We start from the raw sequence: 20,593 nt of genomic DNA, 5'->3' as shown, positions 1-20,593 counted from the left end.
GTCCTCTAGTTTAACAACTTATCTATTATAAATACCCACCTTATGTTCATAAGATGGGTAAAAACAAATGTTGTGTCCATACTCCTATTTTTTCTTCGGTATCTTAACAGTGATTTGATAATACTCATCAAATTCTTTCTCATCTGACTCCACATTAACACCTGTTTGTGTAACCATGCTTAGTGACTGGCGTATGGTGTTCATGGCAATACGAATATCCTTATTAATACCTTTAAGTTTAGGACGTTTCTTTTTATTTTCCTTTGGCTCCTGTATTTTTGCAATACGCTCTTCCGTCTGCTTCACATTTAACTCATTATCTATAATTATCTTTAATACTTCGACCTGTTTCTCTGGGTCTTTCAGCTTTATTAATGCTCGTGCATGCCGTTCTGTGATAGTTTTGCTTAATAATGCTTCCTGTACTTCATCAGGTAGTTTCAATAAACGTAATTTATTAGCAATAGTGGACTGGTTTTTACCAAGCCTTTGGGCTAGAGCCTCCTGTGTTAGGGAATGCATTTCTAGTAATTTTGAGTAAGCAAAAGCTTCTTCTATTACCGTCAATTCCTCTCTCTGTAAGTTTTCAATTAAAGCAACAGAAGCCGTTTCCGTATCTGTCATTTCACGAACAATAGCTGAGATCGTTTCCCAACCAATCGATTGAACAGCACGCCATCTTCGTTCACCAGCGATAATCTCATATTTATCATCTTCTAACTTTCTCACAATAATTGGCTGGATCATCCCATGTGTATGAATGGTTTGCGCTAACTCCCCTATTTTCTCTTCATCAAATATAGAACGAGGCTGAAAACGGTTGGCAATGATATCTTTTACAGGTATCTGAACTACTTCATCGGGATTATAGGATTCTTTTTCCGTTTCTGTTGTAGTTTTATCACCTAATCCAAAAAGTCGATTAAAAGGATGCACCATGATTTGACACCACCTTTAATTTCTATTAAATAAAAATTTATGTATTAAATTGTTTCACGTGAAACAATATTTATTTATATTTTAACTATTATATAGATAAATTTATAGATTAATAACATAGTAGAATTCTATGCATAGATTTATAATCTATTTTACCATAAGTAGGATAAGAAAAGTATCAATATCTTTCGAGATAATAAAAAAAAGGCTATCATGCCTTTTAAATGTTCTTTATTTGTAAAAATTTTGGATACGTAAGAACCATTCCATTTATCTCTGAACCATCACTAATGCTGCGTCATGTTTTACAATGGGCTTTTATTTGGTGTTCCAGGCTTTCTAGGATATTTATTCGGTGTTTTCTTCCTTTTATTTATGAAAATAATACTACGCTCACCTTCATCATTCGGAAGTGTAAATGTATGCGTGTCTTTCGCTTCCCCACCTAATATCTCAATGGCATTTTTAGCATCTGATAATTCATTATCAGCCTGTGCACCCTTCATTGCAATAAAAATACCGTTCTTTTTTACTAATGGAAGGCAAAGCTCACTTAAGACCGACATACGAGCTACTGCCCTTGCAGTAACAATATCAAAACTTTCTCTATGTTCTTTGTTTTTACCGAAAGTCTCTGCACGATCATGATAAAAAGCAACATTAGATAGTTGTAGCTTCTCTGCTAATTGATTTAAAAAAACAATTCTCTTTTGCAAAGAATCCACAATGGTTACTTTTAATTCCGGGAAACAGATTTTTAATGGTATACTCGGAAATCCTGCCCCTGCTCCTACATCACAAATGGATTGTTCCTTCGTAAAATCATAATAAAATGCAGCGGAAATCGAATCATAAAAGTGCTTTAGATAAACATCTTCTTCAGCAGTTAGAGCAGTAAGATTAATCTTTTCATTCCATTCCACTAGAAGTTTAAAGTAAGTTTCAAACTGCTCTAATTGTATCTCGCTTAATTCTATTCCCTTTTCCTTTAAAGCCAATTGGAATTGTTCTGGATTCATGGAAAGATAAACTCCTAACTATAAAATTTTATATATGCTATTACTTATGACTCTTTTCGTAAATGGCGGTGTTTTCATCACGGTTAAAAGATACTATTCTCTAGTTCTAAATGAACATTCTATCTTACAGTACAAACAACAATTTTTAAAAAAGTCCTAACTGTAATAATTAAGACTTCCTATGTAAAGAGGCCAGGACAAAAGTATTTTTCAACGCAAAACCCGAACATGATTAGTGCGAAGGCCACTTCGGAAATATACTCCCCTAAGCAGTACATTGTTCGTCTTTTGAGTTAAACACTTTCGTTATGTCCCAGCCTCTTAAATCATAAATAAAATAGGTTCTTTAGCCTATCTTGCATGCTCAACCATTTCCTTTAATTAGCTAAACGAGCAATATTCCCTTGTTCAATATATACAAGCAAAATGGAGATATCCGCTGGGTTTACGCCAGAGATTCTAGAAGCTTGACCTAAAGACAATGGACGTATTTTTTTCAATTTTTCCTTAGCTTCTGTAGCTATTCCACTTACTGCATCATAATCAATGTCTTCTGGAATTTTTTTATCCTCCATTTTAAGCATCCGTTCTACTTGGTCTAACGCTTTTTTAATGTACCCTTCATACTTAATTTGAATCCCAACTTGTTCCTTAACTTCTTCGGGAAGGTCTGGGTTAGATTCAATCATGTTTGTTATAATCTCATAGCTTAATTCCGGTCTTTTCATGAGATCATAAGCTTTTGTTGCTTCCTTCATAGGAGTAGCTCCCGCTTCAGCCATCATTTGTTTTACTTCTTCAGTCGGCTTAATCACAATTTTACTTAAACGTTTTTTCTCTTCTTCAACCAAACGTTTTTTCTCTAGGAATTTCTCATAACGCTCTTCAGAGATTAACCCAATTTCATAGCCAATTTCCGTTAATCTTAAATCGGCATTATCATGTCGTAGTAATAAGCGATATTCTGCACGGGAAGTTAACAGGCGATATGGTTCATTCGTACCTTTGGTTACTAGGTCGTCAATCAACACACCGATATACCCCTGAGCACGGTCTAAAATAACAGAGTCTTTACCGGATATGGTTCTTGCAGCATTGATGCCCGCCATGATTCCTTGCCCTGCCGCTTCTTCATATCCAGATGTTCCATTAATTTGTCCAGCAGTAAATAATCTAGAAATGGCTTTGGTTTCCAATGTTGGCCATAGCTGTGTTGGCACCACTGCATCATATTCAATGGCATATCCTGCACGCATAATTTCTGCATTTTCCAACCCTGGAACCGTTTTTACCATCTGATGTTGAACTGATTCTGGTAAGGATGTAGATAATCCTTGAACATATACCTCTTCTGTGTTTCTTCCTTCAGGTTCTAAGAAAATTTGGTGACGAGGCTTATCATTAAAACGAACAATTTTATCTTCAATCGATGGACAATATCGTGGTCCAGTTCCACGTTTCATACCGGAATACATAGCAGAAAGACCTAAATTTTCATTAATAACCTCGTGTGTAAATTCATTCGTATAGGTCAACCAACACGGTATTTGATCGACAATTTTTTCCGCTGACTCAAACGAAAACAAGCTTGGATTTTCATCTCCAGGTTGAATTTCAGTTTTGGAATAGTCGATGGTATGGCTATTCACACGTGGCGGTGTACCTGTTTTGAAACGAACAAGCTCTAACCCTATCTTTTCCAGGTTCTCGGATAACTTAAGAGATGGACGCTGATTATTTGGGCCACTTTCATATTCCAAATCACCCATAAGGACTTTACCACGCATATAGGTACCTGTCGTAAGAATTACAGCATTCGCATAGTAAGCAGCATGAGTCTCTGTTATGACTCCTTTACAGACGCCATCTTCTACAATAAGTTCCTCAACCATCCCTTGACGCAATGTAATATTCTCTTCATTTTCAATTAATTTCTTCATTTCCACACTATAAAGTGCTTTATCAGCTTGCGCGCGTAATGCTTGAACAGCAGGTCCTTTACCAGTGTTTAACATTCTCATTTGAATATATGTCTTATCTATCACTTTTCCCATCACGCCACCAAGTGCGTCAACTTCACGTACGACGATTCCCTTTGCCGGGCCACCTATAGAAGGATTACAGGGCATAAAAGCAATCATATCTAAATTCAAGGTAAGCATAAGTGTGTTGGCACCCATACGCGCTGCCGCTATACCAGCTTCTACACCGGCATGCCCCGCTCCAACAACAATAACATCATAATGACCTGCATTGTATGTCATCTATTTTTCACCCTTTCCTAACGATTCTAATAAATAGCAATATGACTTTTTATTTACCTAAGCAAAATTGTGAGAATAGCTGATCGATTAAACTATCACTTGCAGTATCACCTATAATTTCGCCTAAAAATTCCCACGTTCTCGTAACATCTATCTGAACAATATCCATTGGCATCTCAAGCTCAATACCTTCCATCGCATCTTCCAATGCCTTTTTAGCCTTTTGAAGAAGCTGAATATGTCTAACATTAGAAACATAAGTTAGATCACCAGATTCAATTTCTCCTGAAAAGAACGTATCAGCAATCGCTTTTTCCAATTCATCTACTCCCTCTTCTTTTAATAAGGAAGTGGTCACAATGGGGCGGTTGCCAGCAAGTTCTCTTACCTTTTCTAAATCCAGTTTTTGCTCTAAGTCAGTCTTATTAATAATAACAATATATTCAAGCCCTCTAACCGCTTCAAATAGCTTTTCATCTTCATCTGTTAAACCATCATTATAATTTAGAACAAATAAAATAAGATCAGATTCCTTTAATACTTGTCTGGAGCGTTCCACACCGATTTTTTCAACAATATCCTCTGTTTCACGAATACCTGCCGTATCCACTAAACGTAAAGGAACTCCCCTAACGTTAACATATTCTTCAATAATATCCCTTGTTGTTCCAGGGACTTCTGTTACAATTGCCTTATTTTCCTGAACCAGTGTGTTCATTAATGAGGATTTTCCAACATTCGGTCTTCCAATGATAGCTGTACCAAGACCCTCACGAAGTATTTTCCCTTGCTTTGCTACTTCTAGAAGTTTTTCAATTTCTGCATGAACTTCTTTCGTCTTCGTTCGCATCATTTCATGTGACATTTCTTCTACATCATCATATTCCGGATAATCAATGTTAACCTCTACATGTGCTACCGTTTCTAATAAATCTTGTCTTAGTCGCTTAATTAAACCAGATAATCTACCATCCATTTGCTTTAAAGCAACATTCATTGCCTTATCTGTTTTTGCACGAATCAGATCCATGACAGCTTCAGCCTGGGAAAGGTCAATACGGCCATTTAAAAAAGCTCGTTTTGTAAATTCTCCAGGTTCCGCGAGTCTTGCACCTCGGTTCAATAAAATATCTAACACACGATTTACAGCCACCATTCCACCATGACAATTAATCTCAACTACATCTTCACGAGTAAATGTCTTCGGCGCACGCATGATGGAAACCATCACTTCCTCTGCCATTTCGCCTGTCTCAGGATCAACAATCTTACCATAATTAATCGTGTGTGAATCGACTTCCTGCAAGTCCCTCCCCTTGAACACTTCTGATGTTAACTTAATGGCTTCTGGACCACTTAATCGGACAATAGCTATCGCGCCCTCACCCATTGGGGTTGAAATTGCAGTAATTGTATCAGTTCCCATCATTACATTCACCTCCAACAATATTCCAGCTTTATATTAAAGAATTATTTTTATAGTCACTAACAAAATAGGATAACACAAACCAAAAAAAAAATAAACTTATCCACACTATTAGTATAACCAAAAACACATCATAGTTATCAACATGTGGATACATTACCAAAAATCTATTATAACGTTAAACAAAAATTTATCAACAAGTGAATATTCCTTATATATTAAAAAGCCTCGCTCATACCTAAGCGAGGCTTTTAAAGATTACCTGTTCATTTGTTTTTTGGCGATACTCACTAGTTCCTTTACCATATTTCCACCAATTTCCCCACCTATTTTACCTGCTTCCTTTGCTTTAATGTCACCATTATAGCCATGATTTAATGAAATTCCTTGCTCATCAGCAATTTCATATTTTGTATTCTTTGGATCAATTGTATTCGTAACTTTTGCCTTTAATTGGTCCAAACCTTCACGGGCCTCTGGAACAAGAATTTTCCTTTTCGCCATGTTCTTCCCTTCTTCCGCTAAAATACATTAATGTTTTTTTCTAGGAATACTATTCTCATCACTATTATCATCACGGGAATTCGTATAATTATTTTCCCTATCTACGGTTCCCTCCATATAGGTATCGGATACCTGTTCATGAGTTTCAGCCATTCCCTTTGATAGTTGATCATTACTATAGTAATCCGAATATTGGTATGTCTTTTCCGCTACAGTTTTAGCCTTTCCACTGCTTTTTTTAAGCATTTGATGAACTCCCTTCTGAACTTACATGATTTAGGTTTTTTAAAATATGATGAAGGTCATTAATTAACTCATTCTTCTCATTTTCTTGTATGAGAACGGGAATTTGGTCATTAACGGTTAACATACAACTATCTTGTTGTTTCCCTAAATACGAATACATTTGCTCTAATTGATTTAGGGATAAAGTGGAACCCGTTGTAAGACTTTTTACCTCAGTTAGATAAAAAGTCTCATTCTTCTTATCCAATTCCCCGCTAAATATTGCACCAGTATATTGATTCATACAGAAAACTCCTTTACCAAATCGTAGTATTCCTAGTATGGATTAACTTATTTCCATCATTCACGTTTGGTAAAAAGGAATTCGTTATTAAGTTGTGCAATATCTTTGGTTTTATTAGAAAAACTAATTTTAGGAAACGTCTACTCACTAATGAATAGATATATTCTATCGTACAAAACAAAAAACCTTGGAACATATCCAAGGTTTTTTGTTATTTTTTATTCGGTTTGATTACAATATGACGATGAGGCTCTATGCCATCAGAATAAGTTGATACATGAGATTCCTGTAGTACGTGATGTATAACTTTTCTTTCAAATGCTGGCATAGGATCTAAAGCTACTTTTTTATTTAATCGAATAGCTTTGTCTGCCATTTTTTTTGCTAAAGCCTCCAGAGTTTCTTTTCTACGGCTTCGGTAACCTTCTGCATCTAGTGTGACTGTATAATAAATTGGACTATCCTTATTAATTACCAAGTGTAGTAAATATTGCAATGCATTAAGTGTTTGTCCACGTTTCCCTATTAGAATCGCTATGTTCTCTCCTGCTAAATCATAGGTGACATACTTTCCATCTACTGTGGTCTTAATCTCCGCCTCTACATTCATTTTAGCCAAAATTTCTTGTAGGAAAGCTTCGGTATCTTTTACCAAGTCTTGCGCAATAGTTACTTTGACAAATGCAGGTTTTGACCCAAAAACGCCTAATAATCCTTTTTTCCCTTCATCAATAATGGTAATTTCGACTTGATCCCTCGTGGTGTTTAACTGCTCTAATGCTGATTGGATCGCTTCTTCAGCCGTACGACCACTAGCAGTTATTTCCTTCACTTTTTGTCTCCTCCATTATTTGCATTATTCATCATCGGTTTGTTAATTAGAAGTGTTTGAGCCACCATGAAGATGTTACCTGTTACCCAGTATAATGCTAATGCAGCTGGGAAGAAGAATGCCATTACCCCAATCATGATTGGCATCACATATAACATCATTTTCATTTGCATAGCAACTTGTGGATTGGAATTCACTGATGTATTGGTTGACATCATTAATTTTTGCTGCAAGAACGTAAATCCGGCAGTTAATAAAGGTAAGATATAATCAGGTGATCCTAATTCAAACCATAAAAAGCTATAATTACTTATTGCCTCCGTACGAACAATTGCATGATACATCGCGATTAATATTGGCATTTGAACAAAGATTGGTAAACAGCCTGCAAGTGGATTAACATTATGTTCCTGCATCAACTTCATCGTTTCCTGTTGCAGCTTCTGTTGTGTATTCGCATCCTTGGAACTATATTTCTTCTGAATTTCTTGTAATTTTGGTTGTATTTCTTGCATCGCTTTTGAACTTTTTATTTGTTTCACACTTAAAGGTAGAATAATCAAACGAAGAAAGATTGTAACAATAATAATTGAAAGCCCATAACTATTATTAAAGATTTCAGCGATTTTTATAATTACCCATGAAAGCGGATAAACAAATACTGTATTCCATATTCCTTCACTTTCTGACGTAATCGGCTGATCTACTTCCATACATCCGGCTAATAAAAGTACCATACCGATTATTGTCAGAAGTAATAAATACTTCTTTCGCAATTTATTTCCTCCTTAACTCCTGGCAAATAACAGATTTTCTATATGCTATTTTATATGAAATAGGTACAAGTTTCTATACTAAGCTTGTTTAAAGCCATTTTTTAATAAATGCTGTTTATATAATAAGTGGATTAAGCTTTTTTTGATATCTTTGTATTCCATATCCTTTGTTTGGTTTCGAGCAATTATAACAATATCATGCGGATACTTAATGTAATCCTCCAGCTCTTGAAATGCTTGGCGTAAATATCGTTTTATGCGGTTACGAGTAACAGCATTTCCTATCTTTTTCCCCACTGAAAGACCAATTCTAAAATGATCCTGTCCAGGTTTTTCCATATAATATATTACAAGCTGTCGGTTGGCAAAAGACTTTCCCTTTTTAAAAACCAGCTGGAATTCCTCATTCTTTTTAATACGAAATATTTTTTTCATCTAACCACCTATCTAAAAACGACGCTAACCATTTACGTAACCAACTTCGCTTTTATTCTAACTACATAATGAATATGTATATATATTCCATAAACCCCAACAAGGAGTCATCTTTTCTCAAAATAAGTAGAAAAAGACCACTGAATTAACAGTGGCCTATGCAGATAAAACTTTTCTTCCTTTACGACGGCGACGTGCTAAAACTTTACGTCCATTTTTAGAACTCATACGAGCACGGAAACCGTGAACTTTTTTACGTTTACGATTATTTGGTTGGAATGTTCTTTTCATTTATCATGCACCTCCCAAAGGATTACTAAATATCTAAAATTTTGTTTTTAAACATATCAATCAAAAACAGTCTTTGTAATTATACGTAAAAGAAGGCCACTTTGTCAAATAGATTTTTCAATACTGCTTTCCGTCGACAAATAATAATATTGAAACACATTTTTTCCCATAGAGAACTATTTAATTTTTTGCTTACCACGATATTTCATTCGTTTAATCCTCTACCTTTTCCAATTCCAAAAGGGATTTTTCAATTATCCACACTCACTGTTTATAAAAATTTCGACACTATTCTCCTATCCACAACCATTATCGACAAGAAAATCACAAAATATAGTAGTGTGGACAACATTTATATACAACAGGTAGAATTATGTGGATAAGTGTCAGAATGCCGTTGCACGTTTAGGTTTTTTTTGTTATCATATTTATGTTTTCACTTGTGGAAAATCAAAATCAAATTTAACTTATACACAGATTGTGGATAAACTGTGGATAGTTGTTCACAGTATTATTAATAAGTTTTTCAACAATGATGTGGATAACGTATATAACTATTCGTATCCCTCATACAATCACATATTTTCTATCCACAGAACTATTTCCTCTAACCTAGTAAAATATGTTCATATTTAATGCCTTTCTTTCTTTCCAATAAGAACAAAGGAAGGCTTTTTCTGTCAGTATTAAAAGTATTATGTCCTATCATTTTTTATCAGAAAGAAGAAGTGATGGAGCAAACAATTGAAACCGAAATAAAGAGGAACTAAGAACTTTTCTTATAAATAGCTTAGTTTTTCTAAAAAGGAGTGAAAAACCGTATTGGAAAACATTGAAGAGCTATGGGTTGCTACATTAGAAAAAATTGAAGAAAAAATCAGCAAACCAAGCTTTGATACTTGGCTTAAAAATACAAAGGCGGAATCGTTAGAAAAAAATACATTAGTTATTTCTGCACCAAACGAATTCGCTAGGGATTGGCTTGAAAACCAATATACCGATTTAATTTCCGATATTATAGGTGAAATCACTGGTACAAGATTGAACACGAAATTTGTTATTCCAGATATAACTCCTGAATTAGAGGATGTAAAGCCTGTTCCAAAGCCTAAGAATTCAGCCGAAAACAATGATTTCCCAAAGACGATGTTAAATTCAAAGTATACGTTTGATACTTTTGTTATTGGAGCAGGCAACCGTTTTGCACATGCGGCATCCTTAGCTGTTGCAGAGGCGCCAGCAAAAGCTTATAATCCGCTCTTTATTTATGGTGGTGTTGGATTAGGTAAAACACATTTGATGCATGCAATCGGTCATTATGTAATGGATCAAAATCCTAATGCTAAAGTTGTCTACATCACTTCGGAAAAATTCACGAACGAGTTTATTAATGCCATTATGGAAAACAAAACGACGAACTTTCGCAATAAATATCGAACAGTCGATGTTCTATTAATAGATGATATTCAATTCATTGCTGGAAAAGAATCAACTCAAGAGGAATTTTTCCATACATTTAATACATTGCATGAGGAAAGCAAGCAAATCATTATTTCGAGTGATCGTCCGCCTAAAGAAATACCAACATTGGAAGATCGTCTGCGTTCTCGGTTTGAATGGGGTCTAATTACAGATATTACCCCTCCGGATTTAGAAACTAGGATTGCTATTTTAAATAAAAAAGCAAAGGCAGAAGGTTTAGATATTCCCAATGAAGTCATGCTATATATTGCTAATCAAATTGATACGAATATTCGCGAGCTAGAGGGAGCTCTAATCCGTGTTGTTGCTTATTCCTCTCTAGTTAACCAGGATATTGATGCATCACTTGCTGCAGATGCGCTAAAAGATATTATCCCTAGCAGTAAGCCGAAAGTTATTACTATATTAGGAATTCAAGAAGCTGTCGGAGAAAAATATAATGTTAAATTGGAAGATTTCGCAGCAAAAAAACGAACGAAGTCTATCGCCTTTCCAAGACAGATTGCTATGTATCTATCACGAGAATTAACAGATTTCTCATTGCCTAAGATTGGGGATGAATTTGGTGGAAGAGATCATACAACAGTTATTCATGCACACGAAAAAATCTCTAAACTATTAGAAAAGGATGCAGCCTTAAATAGAGAAATTGAAGAATTAAAAGAAGAACTTAAATCTTTATAGCGTTATTTTTTTACTCTCTTCCAATTATCCACATGTTAATAATGTTAATTCTGTTGCATTGTTATAAACAGACTATCCACATGTGGAAAACTTAGAGCTCTAAACAAAAATCTCGCTTATCCACATAATCACAAGCATTATTACTTTTATTATTATATTTTATAAAAAATAAATATATATATAACTTCCCTTAGGAGGATTTCTTTATGAAATTTATTATCCAACGTGAACAATTAATTTCTAGTGTTCAAGATGTTATGAAGGCAATTTCGTCTAGAACAGTCATTCCAATTTTGACAGGTATTAAAATTGAAGCTAGAAATGATGGCGTAACATTAACTGGTAGTGACTCTGATATATCTATCGAGTCTTACATCCCAGCAGAAGAAGATGAAAAAGTAAACGTAGAACAAATAGAGGAAGGTAGCATTGTTTTACAAGCAAAATATTTTCCTGACATCGTACGGAAACTTCCTGAAAAAACAGTAGAAATAGAATCTGATGCAAGCTTAAAAGTAACCATTCGATCAGGCAAAGCTGAATTTACTCTAAACGGACAGGATGCAGAAGAATATCCACAGCTTCCTAAGATTCAAACGGATGATAGTATCGAAATGCCAATTGATATATTAAAAAGCATGATTAAACAAACGGTATTTGCCGTTTCAACCATGGAAACTCGTCCGATTTTAACAGGGGTTAACATCAACTTAGCGAATAGTGTACTGAAGTTTGTTGCAACAGATAGCCATCGATTAGCTTCCAGGGAAGTTCCTATAGCAAATACTAGTATTGAATTTAAGAATATTGTCGTTCCGGGTAAAAGTCTGAATGAATTAAATAAAATACTTGATGATAATGAGGAATCGGTGGAAATTAGTGTTACAAATAATCAAATTTTATTCCGCACCAAGCACCTAAATTTCTTATCACGATTACTCGATGGGAATTATCCTGAAACTTCTCGTTTAATACCGGAACAAAGTAAAACCAAAATAAAAGTTAAAACAAAGGAATTATTAGGAACGATTGATCGCGCTTCTTTACTAGCAAAAGAAGAAAGAAATAATGTTGTTCGTTTAGCAACTCAAGGAACAAACATCGTCGAAATTACTAGTAATTCCCCTGAAATTGGAAATGTCACAGAAGATATTAGCGTACATTCCATCGAGGGAGAAGAGTTAAAAATATCATTTAGTTCGAAATACATGATTGATGCATTAAAGGCAATTGAATATGACGAAGTATCTATTGCTTTTACGGGAGCAATGAGGCCATTTATTATTCGTCCTGTTGATGATGATTCCATCTTACAATTAATTCTCCCAGTACGAACGTATTAAGGAAATCGGTGCAAATACCGATTTCTTTTTTTGCCTAAAAGCGGACAACTTAAAACCACTACTAAAGAAAATATTGTTAGCAATAAAAGTTTAAAAATTAACTTATATCCTTCTTACAATGAATTTAAATTAAAAGGTATAATTATAAAAAAGAATTAATTAAGTATCACGAAAAAATAAAATGGAACTTTTTTATTTGGCCAGCATGAAAGATAAATAATTAATGTGTTTTAAAAGCAAATATAGGCATAAATAAGGGTTTTTTAGTTTATTCTGGGGTCTTACCTTTCATTAATCCAAAAACTTTAGTAAAATAGGTATATAAAGTTTTTAGATGGGAAAGCAGATTATAGGACTCAAAATTTAAAAGAATCTGGTGATAGCATTGCATGAAGAAATTAATATAAAAACGGAATATATTACATTAGGTCAATTTATTAAACTTCTAAACATATTAGACTCAGGTGGAATGGTGAAGGCATTTCTCCAAGATGTAGGTGCGATGGTTAATGGCGAACAAGAGCATCGACGAGGGAGGAAACTTTATCCGAATGATATAATAGAAATTGAGAATTTTGGATCGTACATTGTAAAAAAAGAGGCTTAATTTCATGCACATTGAACGGTTAGAGTTAACAAACTATCGGAATTACGAGAAATTATCAATATCCTTTGATGATAAAATTAACGTTGTTATAGGAGAAAATGCTCAAGGTAAGACAAATCTAATGGAGGCTATTTACGTATTAGCGTTTACAAAGTCTCATCGAACTTCTCATGAAAAAGAATTAATACAGTGGGAGAAGGATTATGCTAAAATAGAAGGTAGGATTATTAGACGTAATCAATCTCTCCCGCTAGATATTGTTCTTTCCTCAAAGGGTAAAAAAGCAAAGTTAAATCATTTAGAGCAAAGACGTTTGAGTGATTTTATTGGTGCGATTAATGTTGTCATGTTTGCACCAGAAGATTTAACACTAGTTAAAGGCCCTCCACAAATTAGAAGACGTTTCATAGATATGGAGCTCGGACAAATCCAACCAACCTATATCTATCATTTAGGAAAGTATCAAAGAATCTTGAGACAGCGGAATCAATTATTAAAGCAGTTACAAAGACGCGAAATAAAAGATAGGACCATGTTGGATGTATTAACAGACCAGCTTGTTGAACATGCTTCTATTATTTTAGAAAAGCGATTTATGTTTCTTGAACTCTTAAAAAGTTGGGCAAGCCCAATTCATTATGGAATAAGTAGAGGACTTGAAAACCTGGAAATCAAGTATAATGCGTCAATAGAGGTATCAGAAGAGGAAAATAAGGGAAAAATAGAAGATATATATTTATCGAAATTTCAGGAAATACAAGAAAAAGAGATAGAACGTGGTACAACACTAATTGGTCCTCATCGTGATGATTTATTGTTTCATGTAAATAACAAAGATGTTCAAACATATGGTTCACAAGGTCAGCAGCGAACAACTGCATTATCGGTAAAACTTGCAGAAATAGAATTAATAAATAAAGAGGTTGGTGAATATCCGATTTTGCTCTTGGATGATGTTTTAAGTGAATTAGATGATTTCAGGCAATCTCATTTACTAAATACCATTCAAGGAAAGGTACAGACCTTTGTTTCTACAACAAGTGTAGACGGAATTCACCACAAGACATTAGAAAAAGCGGAAATGTTCCGTGTGGTTAATGGAACGGTTCAGTCATAACCAATTTTAAAAGAAGGGTTCAGGAAAAAATATATGTTTATTCATTTAGGAAATGACAATGTAATTCGTTCTGAGGATGTTATTGCAATCATTGATTATCAAATGATCTCCTCTTCTGTAATCATGGGAGAAATGATGAAGGCCTGGAAAAGGGAAAAAAAGATTATTGGTACGATGAAGGATGCTAAATCGATAATGATTACAACAGACTTGATTTACTACACCACTGTTTCGGTTTCAACCTTGAAAAGGCGATCAAGCATTAATCATGCGATTAATAATCTAGATGATTATTCGGAAGAGGTTATTTCATAATTATTCTAAACGATTTTTGAAATATATATAACTAAGTAATACGTGTTCAAAAAGGAGGAACCTAACTTTTTGAACAACTTCTAATATAGATGATTCGTATCATTTGAAATAGATTAAGTTCTTCATAAGAAATGAGTGTGAGAAAGATGTCGATGGAAGAAAAAGTAACAACTGACCAATCATATGATGCCGACCAAATACAGGTATTGGAAGGATTAGAGGCAGTACGAAAACGACCTGGTATGTATATAGGGTCAACAGCAGAAAGAGGACTACATCATCTAGTATGGGAAATCGTTGATAATAGTATTGACGAAGCTTTAGCAGGATACTGTGACCATATCGAGGTTATTATTGAAGAAGATAATAGTATTACTGTACAAGATAATGGTCGTGGAATTCCTGTTGATGTTCAAAAGAAAACAGGACGACCTGCTCTTGAAGTAATTATGACGGTTCTCCATGCCGGTGGTAAATTTGGTGGCGGAGGATATAAGGTATCTGGTGGACTCCATGGGGTTGGTGCATCTGTTGTAAATGCCTTGTCTACTTCATTAGAGGTGTACGTGCACCGCGATAATAAAATCTATTATCAACAATTCAAAAAGGGTGTTCCACAAGAAGATATTAAAGTAATTGATGAGACTGACAAAACAGGTACAATAACCCATTTTCGTCCAGATCCTGAAATCTTTACGGAAACATTAGAATATAACTTTGATATATTATCACAACGTCTGCGTGAGCTTGCTTTCTTAAATAAGGGATTAAGAATTTCCTTAGAAGACAAGCGCTCGGAGGATAAGGAGACTGAAAGCTATTATTATGAAGGTGGTATTGCTTCTTACGTTGAATATATTAATGGAAATAAAGAAGTATTACATGAACCTTTCTATGCAGAAGGAGAAGATCAAGATATTTCTGTAGAAGTAGCTATCCAATATAATGAGGGATTTTCAACCAACATTTACTCCTTTGCAAATAATATCCACACCTATGAAGGTGGAACACATGAAGTTGGTTTTAGAACGGGGTTAACTCGTGTTATTAATGACTATGCGCGTAAAAGTAATTTAATTAAAGAGGGAGACTCTAACCTATCAGGTGAAGATGTAAGAGAAGGAATTACAGCAATTGTTTCTATAAAGCATCCTGACCCACAATTCGAAGGACAAACCAAGACGAAGCTAGGTAATAGTGAGGTGCGAACAGTATGTGATTCGGTGTTTAGCGAGAAGTTCTCTACCTTTTTGTTTGAAAATCCTAGTGTTGCAAAAATAATAGTGGAAAAAGGATTAATGGCGTCAAGAGCCCGTATGGCAGCAAAAAAGGCTCGGGAACTTACTAGAAGGAAAAGTGCCTTAGAAGTATCAAACTTGCCAGGTAAACTTGCTGATTGCTCATCAAAAGATGCATCGATTAGTGAATTATATATCGTTGAGGGTGACTCAGCAGGAGGTTCAGCTAAGTCAGGGCGAGACCGTCATTTCCAAGCTATTCTTCCTTTAAGAGGTAAGATATTAAATGTTGAAAAGGCACGATTAGACCGAATTCTATCTAATAATGAAGTACGTTCTATGATTACTGCCCTCGGCACTGGTATCGGGGAAGACTTCGACATTTCGAAGGCAAGGTATCATAAAGTCGTTATTATGACTGATGCCGATGTCGATGGTGCACATATACGTACTTTACTATTAACATTTTTCTATCGATATATGCGTCCATTGATAGAAAAAGGCTATATTTATATTGCGCAGCCACCACTTTATCAAATAAAGCAAGGGAAGGCTGTTCAGTATGTATATAGCGATAAGGAACTCGATGAACGATTGGCAGAGCTTCCAAGTGCTCCTAAACCAGGTATCCAACGTTATAAAGGTCTCGGTGAAATGAATGCTGAACAGCTTTGGGATACAACAATGGATCCGGAAAAACGCACCTTACTACAAGTTGAATTGGATGATGCAATTGATGCTGATCAGGTATTTGATATGTTAATGGGGGATAAGGTAGAGCCTAGACGTAATTTCATCGAAGAAAATGCGCAGTATGTTAAAAATCTAGACATATAAAACAGTAGTAAGAGGTTAGAAGTAAGAGGTGAGAACATAGGGAACAAGCTATTGCCAATTTCCCAATTCTGATCTCTGGTTTCCTATCTCTAGAAAAACATGGATAAGTGTTTTTCTCTTTAGGAGGTATAAAGTATGGCGGAAGAGAGACGCCCTAGTGTACAAGAGGTTAATATAAGTAAAGAGATGCGTACGTCCTTCCTTGATTATGCAATGAGTGTTATTGTCTCACGGGCATTACCAGATGTTCGTGATGGAATGAAGCCAGTACACCGAAGAATTTTATATGCTATGAATGACTTAGGTATGCATTCTGATAAAGCTTACAAGAAATCAGCACGTATAGTTGGAGAGGTTATTGGTAAGTACCATCCACATGGTGATTCAGCAGTTTACGAGACCATGGTGCGTATGGCACAAGATTTTAGCTACCGCTACATGCTAGTAGATGGCCATGGTAACTTTGGTTCAGTTGATGGTGATTCTGCCGCAGCAATGCGTTATACAGAAGCAAGAATGTCTAAGATTTCTATGGAATTGCTTCGAGATATCAACAAGGACACGATTGATTATCAGGATAACTACGATGGCGCTGAGCGGGAGCCGGTTGTCTTTCCTGCTCGTTTTCCTAATCTATTAGTGAATGGAACATCTGGTATAGCGGTTGGTATGGCGACTAATATCCCACCTCATAACTTAGGGGAGACAATTGACGCTGTGTTGGCATTAAGTAAGAATCCGGATATTTCTATAAGTGAGCTGATGGATGACTATATTCATGGTCCAGACTTTCCAACAGCTGGGCAAATCCTAGGAAGAAGTGGAATTCGTAAAGCCTATGAAACTGGTAAAGGATCCATAACGGTTCGAGCTAAAGCAGATATTGAAGAGCAAGCAAATGGTAAAGCAATGATTTTAGTAACAGAACTTCCGTATCAAGTTAATAAAGCGAAGCTCGTGGAAAAAATAGCTGAACTTGTTCGTGATAAGCGAATTGATGGAATTACTGATTTACGTGATGAGTCGGACCGTAACGGAATGCGTATTGCTATTGAATTACGCCGTGATGTTAATCCTAATGTCGTGCTGAATAACTTATACAAACAGACCGCTATGCAGACGACATTTGGTGTCAATACATTGGCACTAGTGGATGGCCAGCCTAAGGTGTTAAATATTAAGGAATGTCTGGAGCATTATTTAAGCCATCAACAAGTGATTATTAGAAGAAGAACGGAATTTGAATTAAGAAAAGCAGAGGCACGTGCCCATATTTTAGAGGGATTACGTATTGCTTTAGATCATATTGATGAAGTTATTTCTCTAATACGTAATTCAAAAACAACCGATATTGCACGTAACAGTCTTATGGAACAATTTAATCTCTCAGAGAAACAAGCACAGGCTATTCTTGATATGCGTTTGCAACGCTTAACAGGCTTAGAAAGAGATAAAATTGAGGAAGAATATGCTGAACTTCAAAAGCAAATCGCTGAATTAAAAGCAATATTAGCAGATGAGGAAAAAATCTTAGAAATTATTCGTGAAGAGCTTACGGAAGTAAAAGAGAAATACAGTGATGATCGTCGTACCGAAATAATGGCTGGTGGAGTAGACTTCATTGAAGATGAGGATTTAATCCCAGTAGAAAACATTGTTATCACATTAACGCACAAAGGATATATTAAACGACTTCCATCCTCTACTTATCGTGCACAAAAACGAGGAGGAAGAGGTGTCCAAGGAATGGGTACCAATGAAGATGACTTTGTAGAACATTTAGTTTCAACTTCCACTCATGATACCGTATTGTTCTTTACCAATAAAGGTAAGGTATATAAAGCAAAAGGTTATGAAGTACCGGAATTTTCTAGAACAGCCAAAGGTATTCCGATTATTAATATGCTACAAGTTGAAAGTGGCGAATGGGTAAACGCTGTGATTTCAGTAAATGAATACCATGAAGATGCTTACTTCTTCTTTACTACAAAACAAGGTGTCGCTAAACGTACCGCTCTATCTAAATTCGCAAATATCCGTAAAGGTGGATTAATTGCTTTAGGACTTCGCGAAGATGATGAACTAATTTCTGTTAAATTAACGGATGGTAATAAAGATGTTATGATTGCAACGAAAAACGGATATCTTATTCGCTTCGAAGAGACACAAATCCGCTCGATGGGTAGAACAGCAGCTGGTGTTAGAGGAATTTCCCTGAGAGATGATGATGAGGTTGTTTCCATGGAAATACTCGAAGAAGGTTCTAAGATTCTCCATGTAACAAACAAAGGTTATGGAAAACAAACACCAGAGACTGAGTATCGTCGCATTAACCGAGGTGGAAAAGGTGTATTCACTTGTAAGCTAAATGATAAAACAGGACATGTAGCGGCTGTGAAGGCTGTTAACGGGAAAGAAGACTTAATGCTTATTACAGTTGCAGGGGTATTAATTCGTATTCCAGTAAAAGATATTTCAGAAACAGGTAGAAATACGATGGGGGTTAGATTGATTCGCCTTCAGGACGAAGAAGAAGTTGCTACTGTTGCAAAAGTTGAACATGAAGAAGAGGAAGAAACAGAAGAGATTCCAATAGAAGATACCTCAAAAGATAGCAATAATGAAACGGATAATGAATAAAAAAGTAAGGTGGCCCCTTTGGATGTCACCTTACTTTTTTTAATATTGGGCGAGGGGGGACTGTGTATGCAGGTAACCCCATTACAGTTCGTTCCAGGATGTATCAGGTAAGACGAATCCTCCTATGGTGAAAGTAGATACAACTCTTCTTCTAGTAATTTAGGGATTTTCTCTGCTGTTACATGTAAAAAATGTTTAATAAAAGGATAGTCCACATCTGGTTTGGAAGTTAGTAAGTCCCCCCACCACTCAGCTTCATATCTACATAACATACTCAAATTATAGAGCAATAAATAATGAATCATTATTTCTGAAATAGCTAAGAATTGCTCTCTATGAATAGGAAAATAGATTAATCCATTATTCATATGGATATAGAAAGGCCCTTTTGATTTGGTTAGTTTTTGGTCCATTTTTATTTGCAATCTACTTTGATCTGAATCTATATCCACTATATTTGGGAGGTATGGTTCGATACGTTTGATGAAGGCCTTTTCTGTTAGATGATGTGTATCTAATACTTGAGCTGGAAATGCTAGTATGAAGGAGCCCGTTGAACCAACCTTTTCCATTTTACGCTCCCCTGTTAGTGCAAAAAAATGATTGAATTCAGGTAGATTAGCAAATAAATCCTTCATTTTTATTTTCTCAAATGGCATATGGTCGATGGAGAAAAGGTGATTAGAAAAATATGGGAAAAGGCCCTTTTGCTGAACCTTGACCTCGTCTTCTAGAAACGTATAGTCTCTCTTTTTTCTTTTTCTTGCTGTTACACCATGTGATAGAAGGGTGGTTGATTCTGGGTAATTTGGTCGCTTTGTTAAAAGACATGCCTTTAATAAATGAGTTAATCCATAAAAGTACAATACGGGTTTTGCAAATAATTCTACATGGTTACCGATGTCATAGAATCTTCGCCCATGATCTAGATAATACAAAAAAGCTTGAGAGTTTTCATAGCTCTTTGACTCTGCTTCTATTTCATCTTGTTGCTTATAGCAATGGTGTAAAAAGCTCTGAGCCGTTTGTTGAGACGTTAAGTACGTATAAAAGTCGTTTTTATTCATTAAGTAATCCCACCAAAAATTCAGAATCTAATTTCTTTTTGATTTATAAAAGTATAGTATTGAAAAAGCAGGTTAGTTAGCGTAAAGTATATAAAAATAGATTTACTTACTAGTTTAATCTTTTTTCATAAATTTGATACTTATTTTAGAAAAAAGTTAAATGGATTCTCGTCGGTAATTTGTTAATAGAGTACCTTTTAAATAATATCTCGCTTAGAAGTATTCTTAAATAAAAAAGGAGGAGTAAC

General features: G+C 35.2%; 19 protein-coding genes. 7 read left to right on the top strand and 12 right to left on the bottom strand.

Translation table 11 applies throughout. The annotated features are described in order from the left end of the window. Positions 1-84: 84 nt before the first annotated feature. From noc to rpmH, 11 genes are all read right to left on the bottom strand, one after another. Positions 85-939: a nucleoid occlusion protein gene (gene noc, locus CAO17_RS17165; RefSeq protein WP_085993792.1), complete on the bottom strand. Its 855-nt coding sequence runs from the start codon at positions 937-939 to the stop codon at positions 85-87. A gap of 305 nt (positions 940-1,244) precedes the next feature. Then, positions 1,245-1,958 carry a 16S rRNA (guanine(527)-N(7))-methyltransferase RsmG gene (gene rsmG, locus CAO17_RS17160; RefSeq protein WP_085993791.1) on the bottom strand — a complete coding sequence of 238 codons (714 nt, stop codon included), beginning with the start codon at positions 1,956-1,958 and terminating at the stop codon, positions 1,245-1,247. Positions 1,959-2,335: 377 nt separating this feature from the next. Continuing rightward, positions 2,336-4,222, bottom strand: coding sequence for a tRNA uridine-5-carboxymethylaminomethyl(34) synthesis enzyme MnmG (gene mnmG, locus CAO17_RS17155; RefSeq protein ID WP_085993790.1), 1,887 nt, complete (start codon positions 4,220-4,222; stop codon positions 2,336-2,338). A gap of 49 nt (positions 4,223-4,271) precedes the next feature. Continuing rightward, a complete protein-coding gene (gene mnmE, locus CAO17_RS17150) occupies positions 4,272-5,648 on the bottom strand; it encodes a tRNA uridine-5-carboxymethylaminomethyl(34) synthesis GTPase MnmE (RefSeq protein ID WP_085994543.1) in 1,377 nt (458 codons plus the stop codon). 258 nt (positions 5,649-5,906) lie between these two features. Continuing rightward, the gene (locus CAO17_RS17145) at positions 5,907-6,152 is read right to left on the bottom strand and encodes an alpha/beta-type small acid-soluble spore protein (protein ID WP_085993789.1); all 246 of its coding nucleotides are present in this window, start codon (positions 6,150-6,152) and stop codon (positions 5,907-5,909) included. Between the two features lie 27 nt (positions 6,153-6,179). Next, entirely contained in the window at positions 6,180-6,398 is a 219-nt protein-coding gene (locus tag CAO17_RS17140; RefSeq protein ID WP_085993788.1) for a YozQ family protein, read from the bottom strand. Then, positions 6,391-6,681: a hypothetical protein gene (locus CAO17_RS17135; RefSeq protein ID WP_085993787.1), complete on the bottom strand. Its 291-nt coding sequence runs from the start codon at positions 6,679-6,681 to the stop codon at positions 6,391-6,393. The genes CAO17_RS17140 and CAO17_RS17135 overlap by 8 nt, the downstream gene beginning before the upstream one ends. Before the next feature lie 211 nt (positions 6,682-6,892). Beyond that, positions 6,893-7,513 (bottom strand): RNA-binding cell elongation regulator Jag/EloR, encoded by a 621-nt coding sequence (gene jag, locus CAO17_RS17130; protein WP_085993786.1) that lies wholly within the window; start codon positions 7,511-7,513, stop codon positions 6,893-6,895. Continuing rightward, the gene (yidC, locus tag CAO17_RS17125) at positions 7,510-8,250 is read right to left on the bottom strand and encodes a membrane protein insertase YidC (RefSeq protein ID WP_425435918.1); all 741 of its coding nucleotides are present in this window, start codon (positions 8,248-8,250) and stop codon (positions 7,510-7,512) included. The genes jag and yidC overlap by 4 nt, the downstream gene beginning before the upstream one ends. Positions 8,251-8,367: 117 nt before the next feature. Further along, the gene (gene rnpA, locus CAO17_RS17120; protein ID WP_085993784.1) at positions 8,368-8,724 is read right to left on the bottom strand and encodes a ribonuclease P protein component; all 357 of its coding nucleotides are present in this window, start codon (positions 8,722-8,724) and stop codon (positions 8,368-8,370) included. 156 nt (positions 8,725-8,880) lie between these two features. After that, positions 8,881-9,015 (bottom strand): 50S ribosomal protein L34, encoded by a 135-nt coding sequence (gene rpmH, locus CAO17_RS17115; RefSeq protein ID WP_035507360.1) that lies wholly within the window; start codon positions 9,013-9,015, stop codon positions 8,881-8,883. Positions 9,016-9,837: 822 nt separating this feature from the next. Here rpmH and dnaA point away from each other — a divergent pair. From dnaA to gyrA, 7 genes are all read left to right on the top strand, one after another. After that, positions 9,838-11,181, top strand: a complete 1,344-nt coding sequence (dnaA, locus tag CAO17_RS17110) for a chromosomal replication initiator protein DnaA (RefSeq protein ID WP_085993783.1) — start codon at positions 9,838-9,840, stop codon at positions 11,179-11,181. Positions 11,182-11,387: 206 nt separating this feature from the next. Continuing rightward, the gene (gene dnaN, locus CAO17_RS17105) at positions 11,388-12,524 is read left to right on the top strand and encodes a DNA polymerase III subunit beta (protein WP_085993782.1); all 1,137 of its coding nucleotides are present in this window, start codon (positions 11,388-11,390) and stop codon (positions 12,522-12,524) included. 385 nt (positions 12,525-12,909) lie between these two features. Then, positions 12,910-13,131 carry a S4 domain-containing protein YaaA gene (gene yaaA, locus CAO17_RS17100; RefSeq protein WP_085993781.1) on the top strand — a complete coding sequence of 74 codons (222 nt, stop codon included), beginning with the start codon at positions 12,910-12,912 and terminating at the stop codon, positions 13,129-13,131. Positions 13,132-13,135: 4 nt separating this feature from the next. After that, a complete protein-coding gene (gene recF / locus CAO17_RS17095; protein WP_085993780.1) occupies positions 13,136-14,248 on the top strand; it encodes a DNA replication/repair protein RecF in 1,113 nt (370 codons plus the stop codon). Positions 14,249-14,281: 33 nt separating this feature from the next. Then, a complete protein-coding gene (gene remB / locus CAO17_RS17090) occupies positions 14,282-14,563 on the top strand; it encodes an extracellular matrix regulator RemB (protein WP_085993779.1) in 282 nt (93 codons plus the stop codon). A gap of 146 nt (positions 14,564-14,709) precedes the next feature. Further along, positions 14,710-16,638, top strand: coding sequence for a DNA topoisomerase (ATP-hydrolyzing) subunit B (gene gyrB, locus CAO17_RS17085; RefSeq protein ID WP_085993778.1), 1,929 nt, complete (start codon positions 14,710-14,712; stop codon positions 16,636-16,638). Between the two features lie 135 nt (positions 16,639-16,773). Next, complete coding sequence (gyrA, locus tag CAO17_RS17080) at positions 16,774-19,278, top strand: DNA gyrase subunit A (protein WP_085993777.1); 2,505 nt, start codon at positions 16,774-16,776, stop codon at positions 19,276-19,278. Positions 19,279-19,400: 122 nt separating this feature from the next. Here the strand turns inward: gyrA and CAO17_RS17075 are convergent, their stop codons facing one another. Further along, complete coding sequence (locus CAO17_RS17075) at positions 19,401-20,345, bottom strand: YaaC family protein (RefSeq protein WP_085993776.1); 945 nt, start codon at positions 20,343-20,345, stop codon at positions 19,401-19,403. Positions 20,346-20,593 lie beyond the last annotated feature (248 nt).

Origin of the sequence: Oceanobacillus senegalensis (assembly GCF_900176885.1) — a bacterium.
Lineage (GTDB): Bacteria > Bacillota > Bacilli > Bacillales > Amphibacillaceae > Oceanobacillus > Oceanobacillus senegalensis.
Note: the sequence above shows the minus strand (reverse complement) of the source record. Positions and strands in the feature narration are given on the sequence as shown.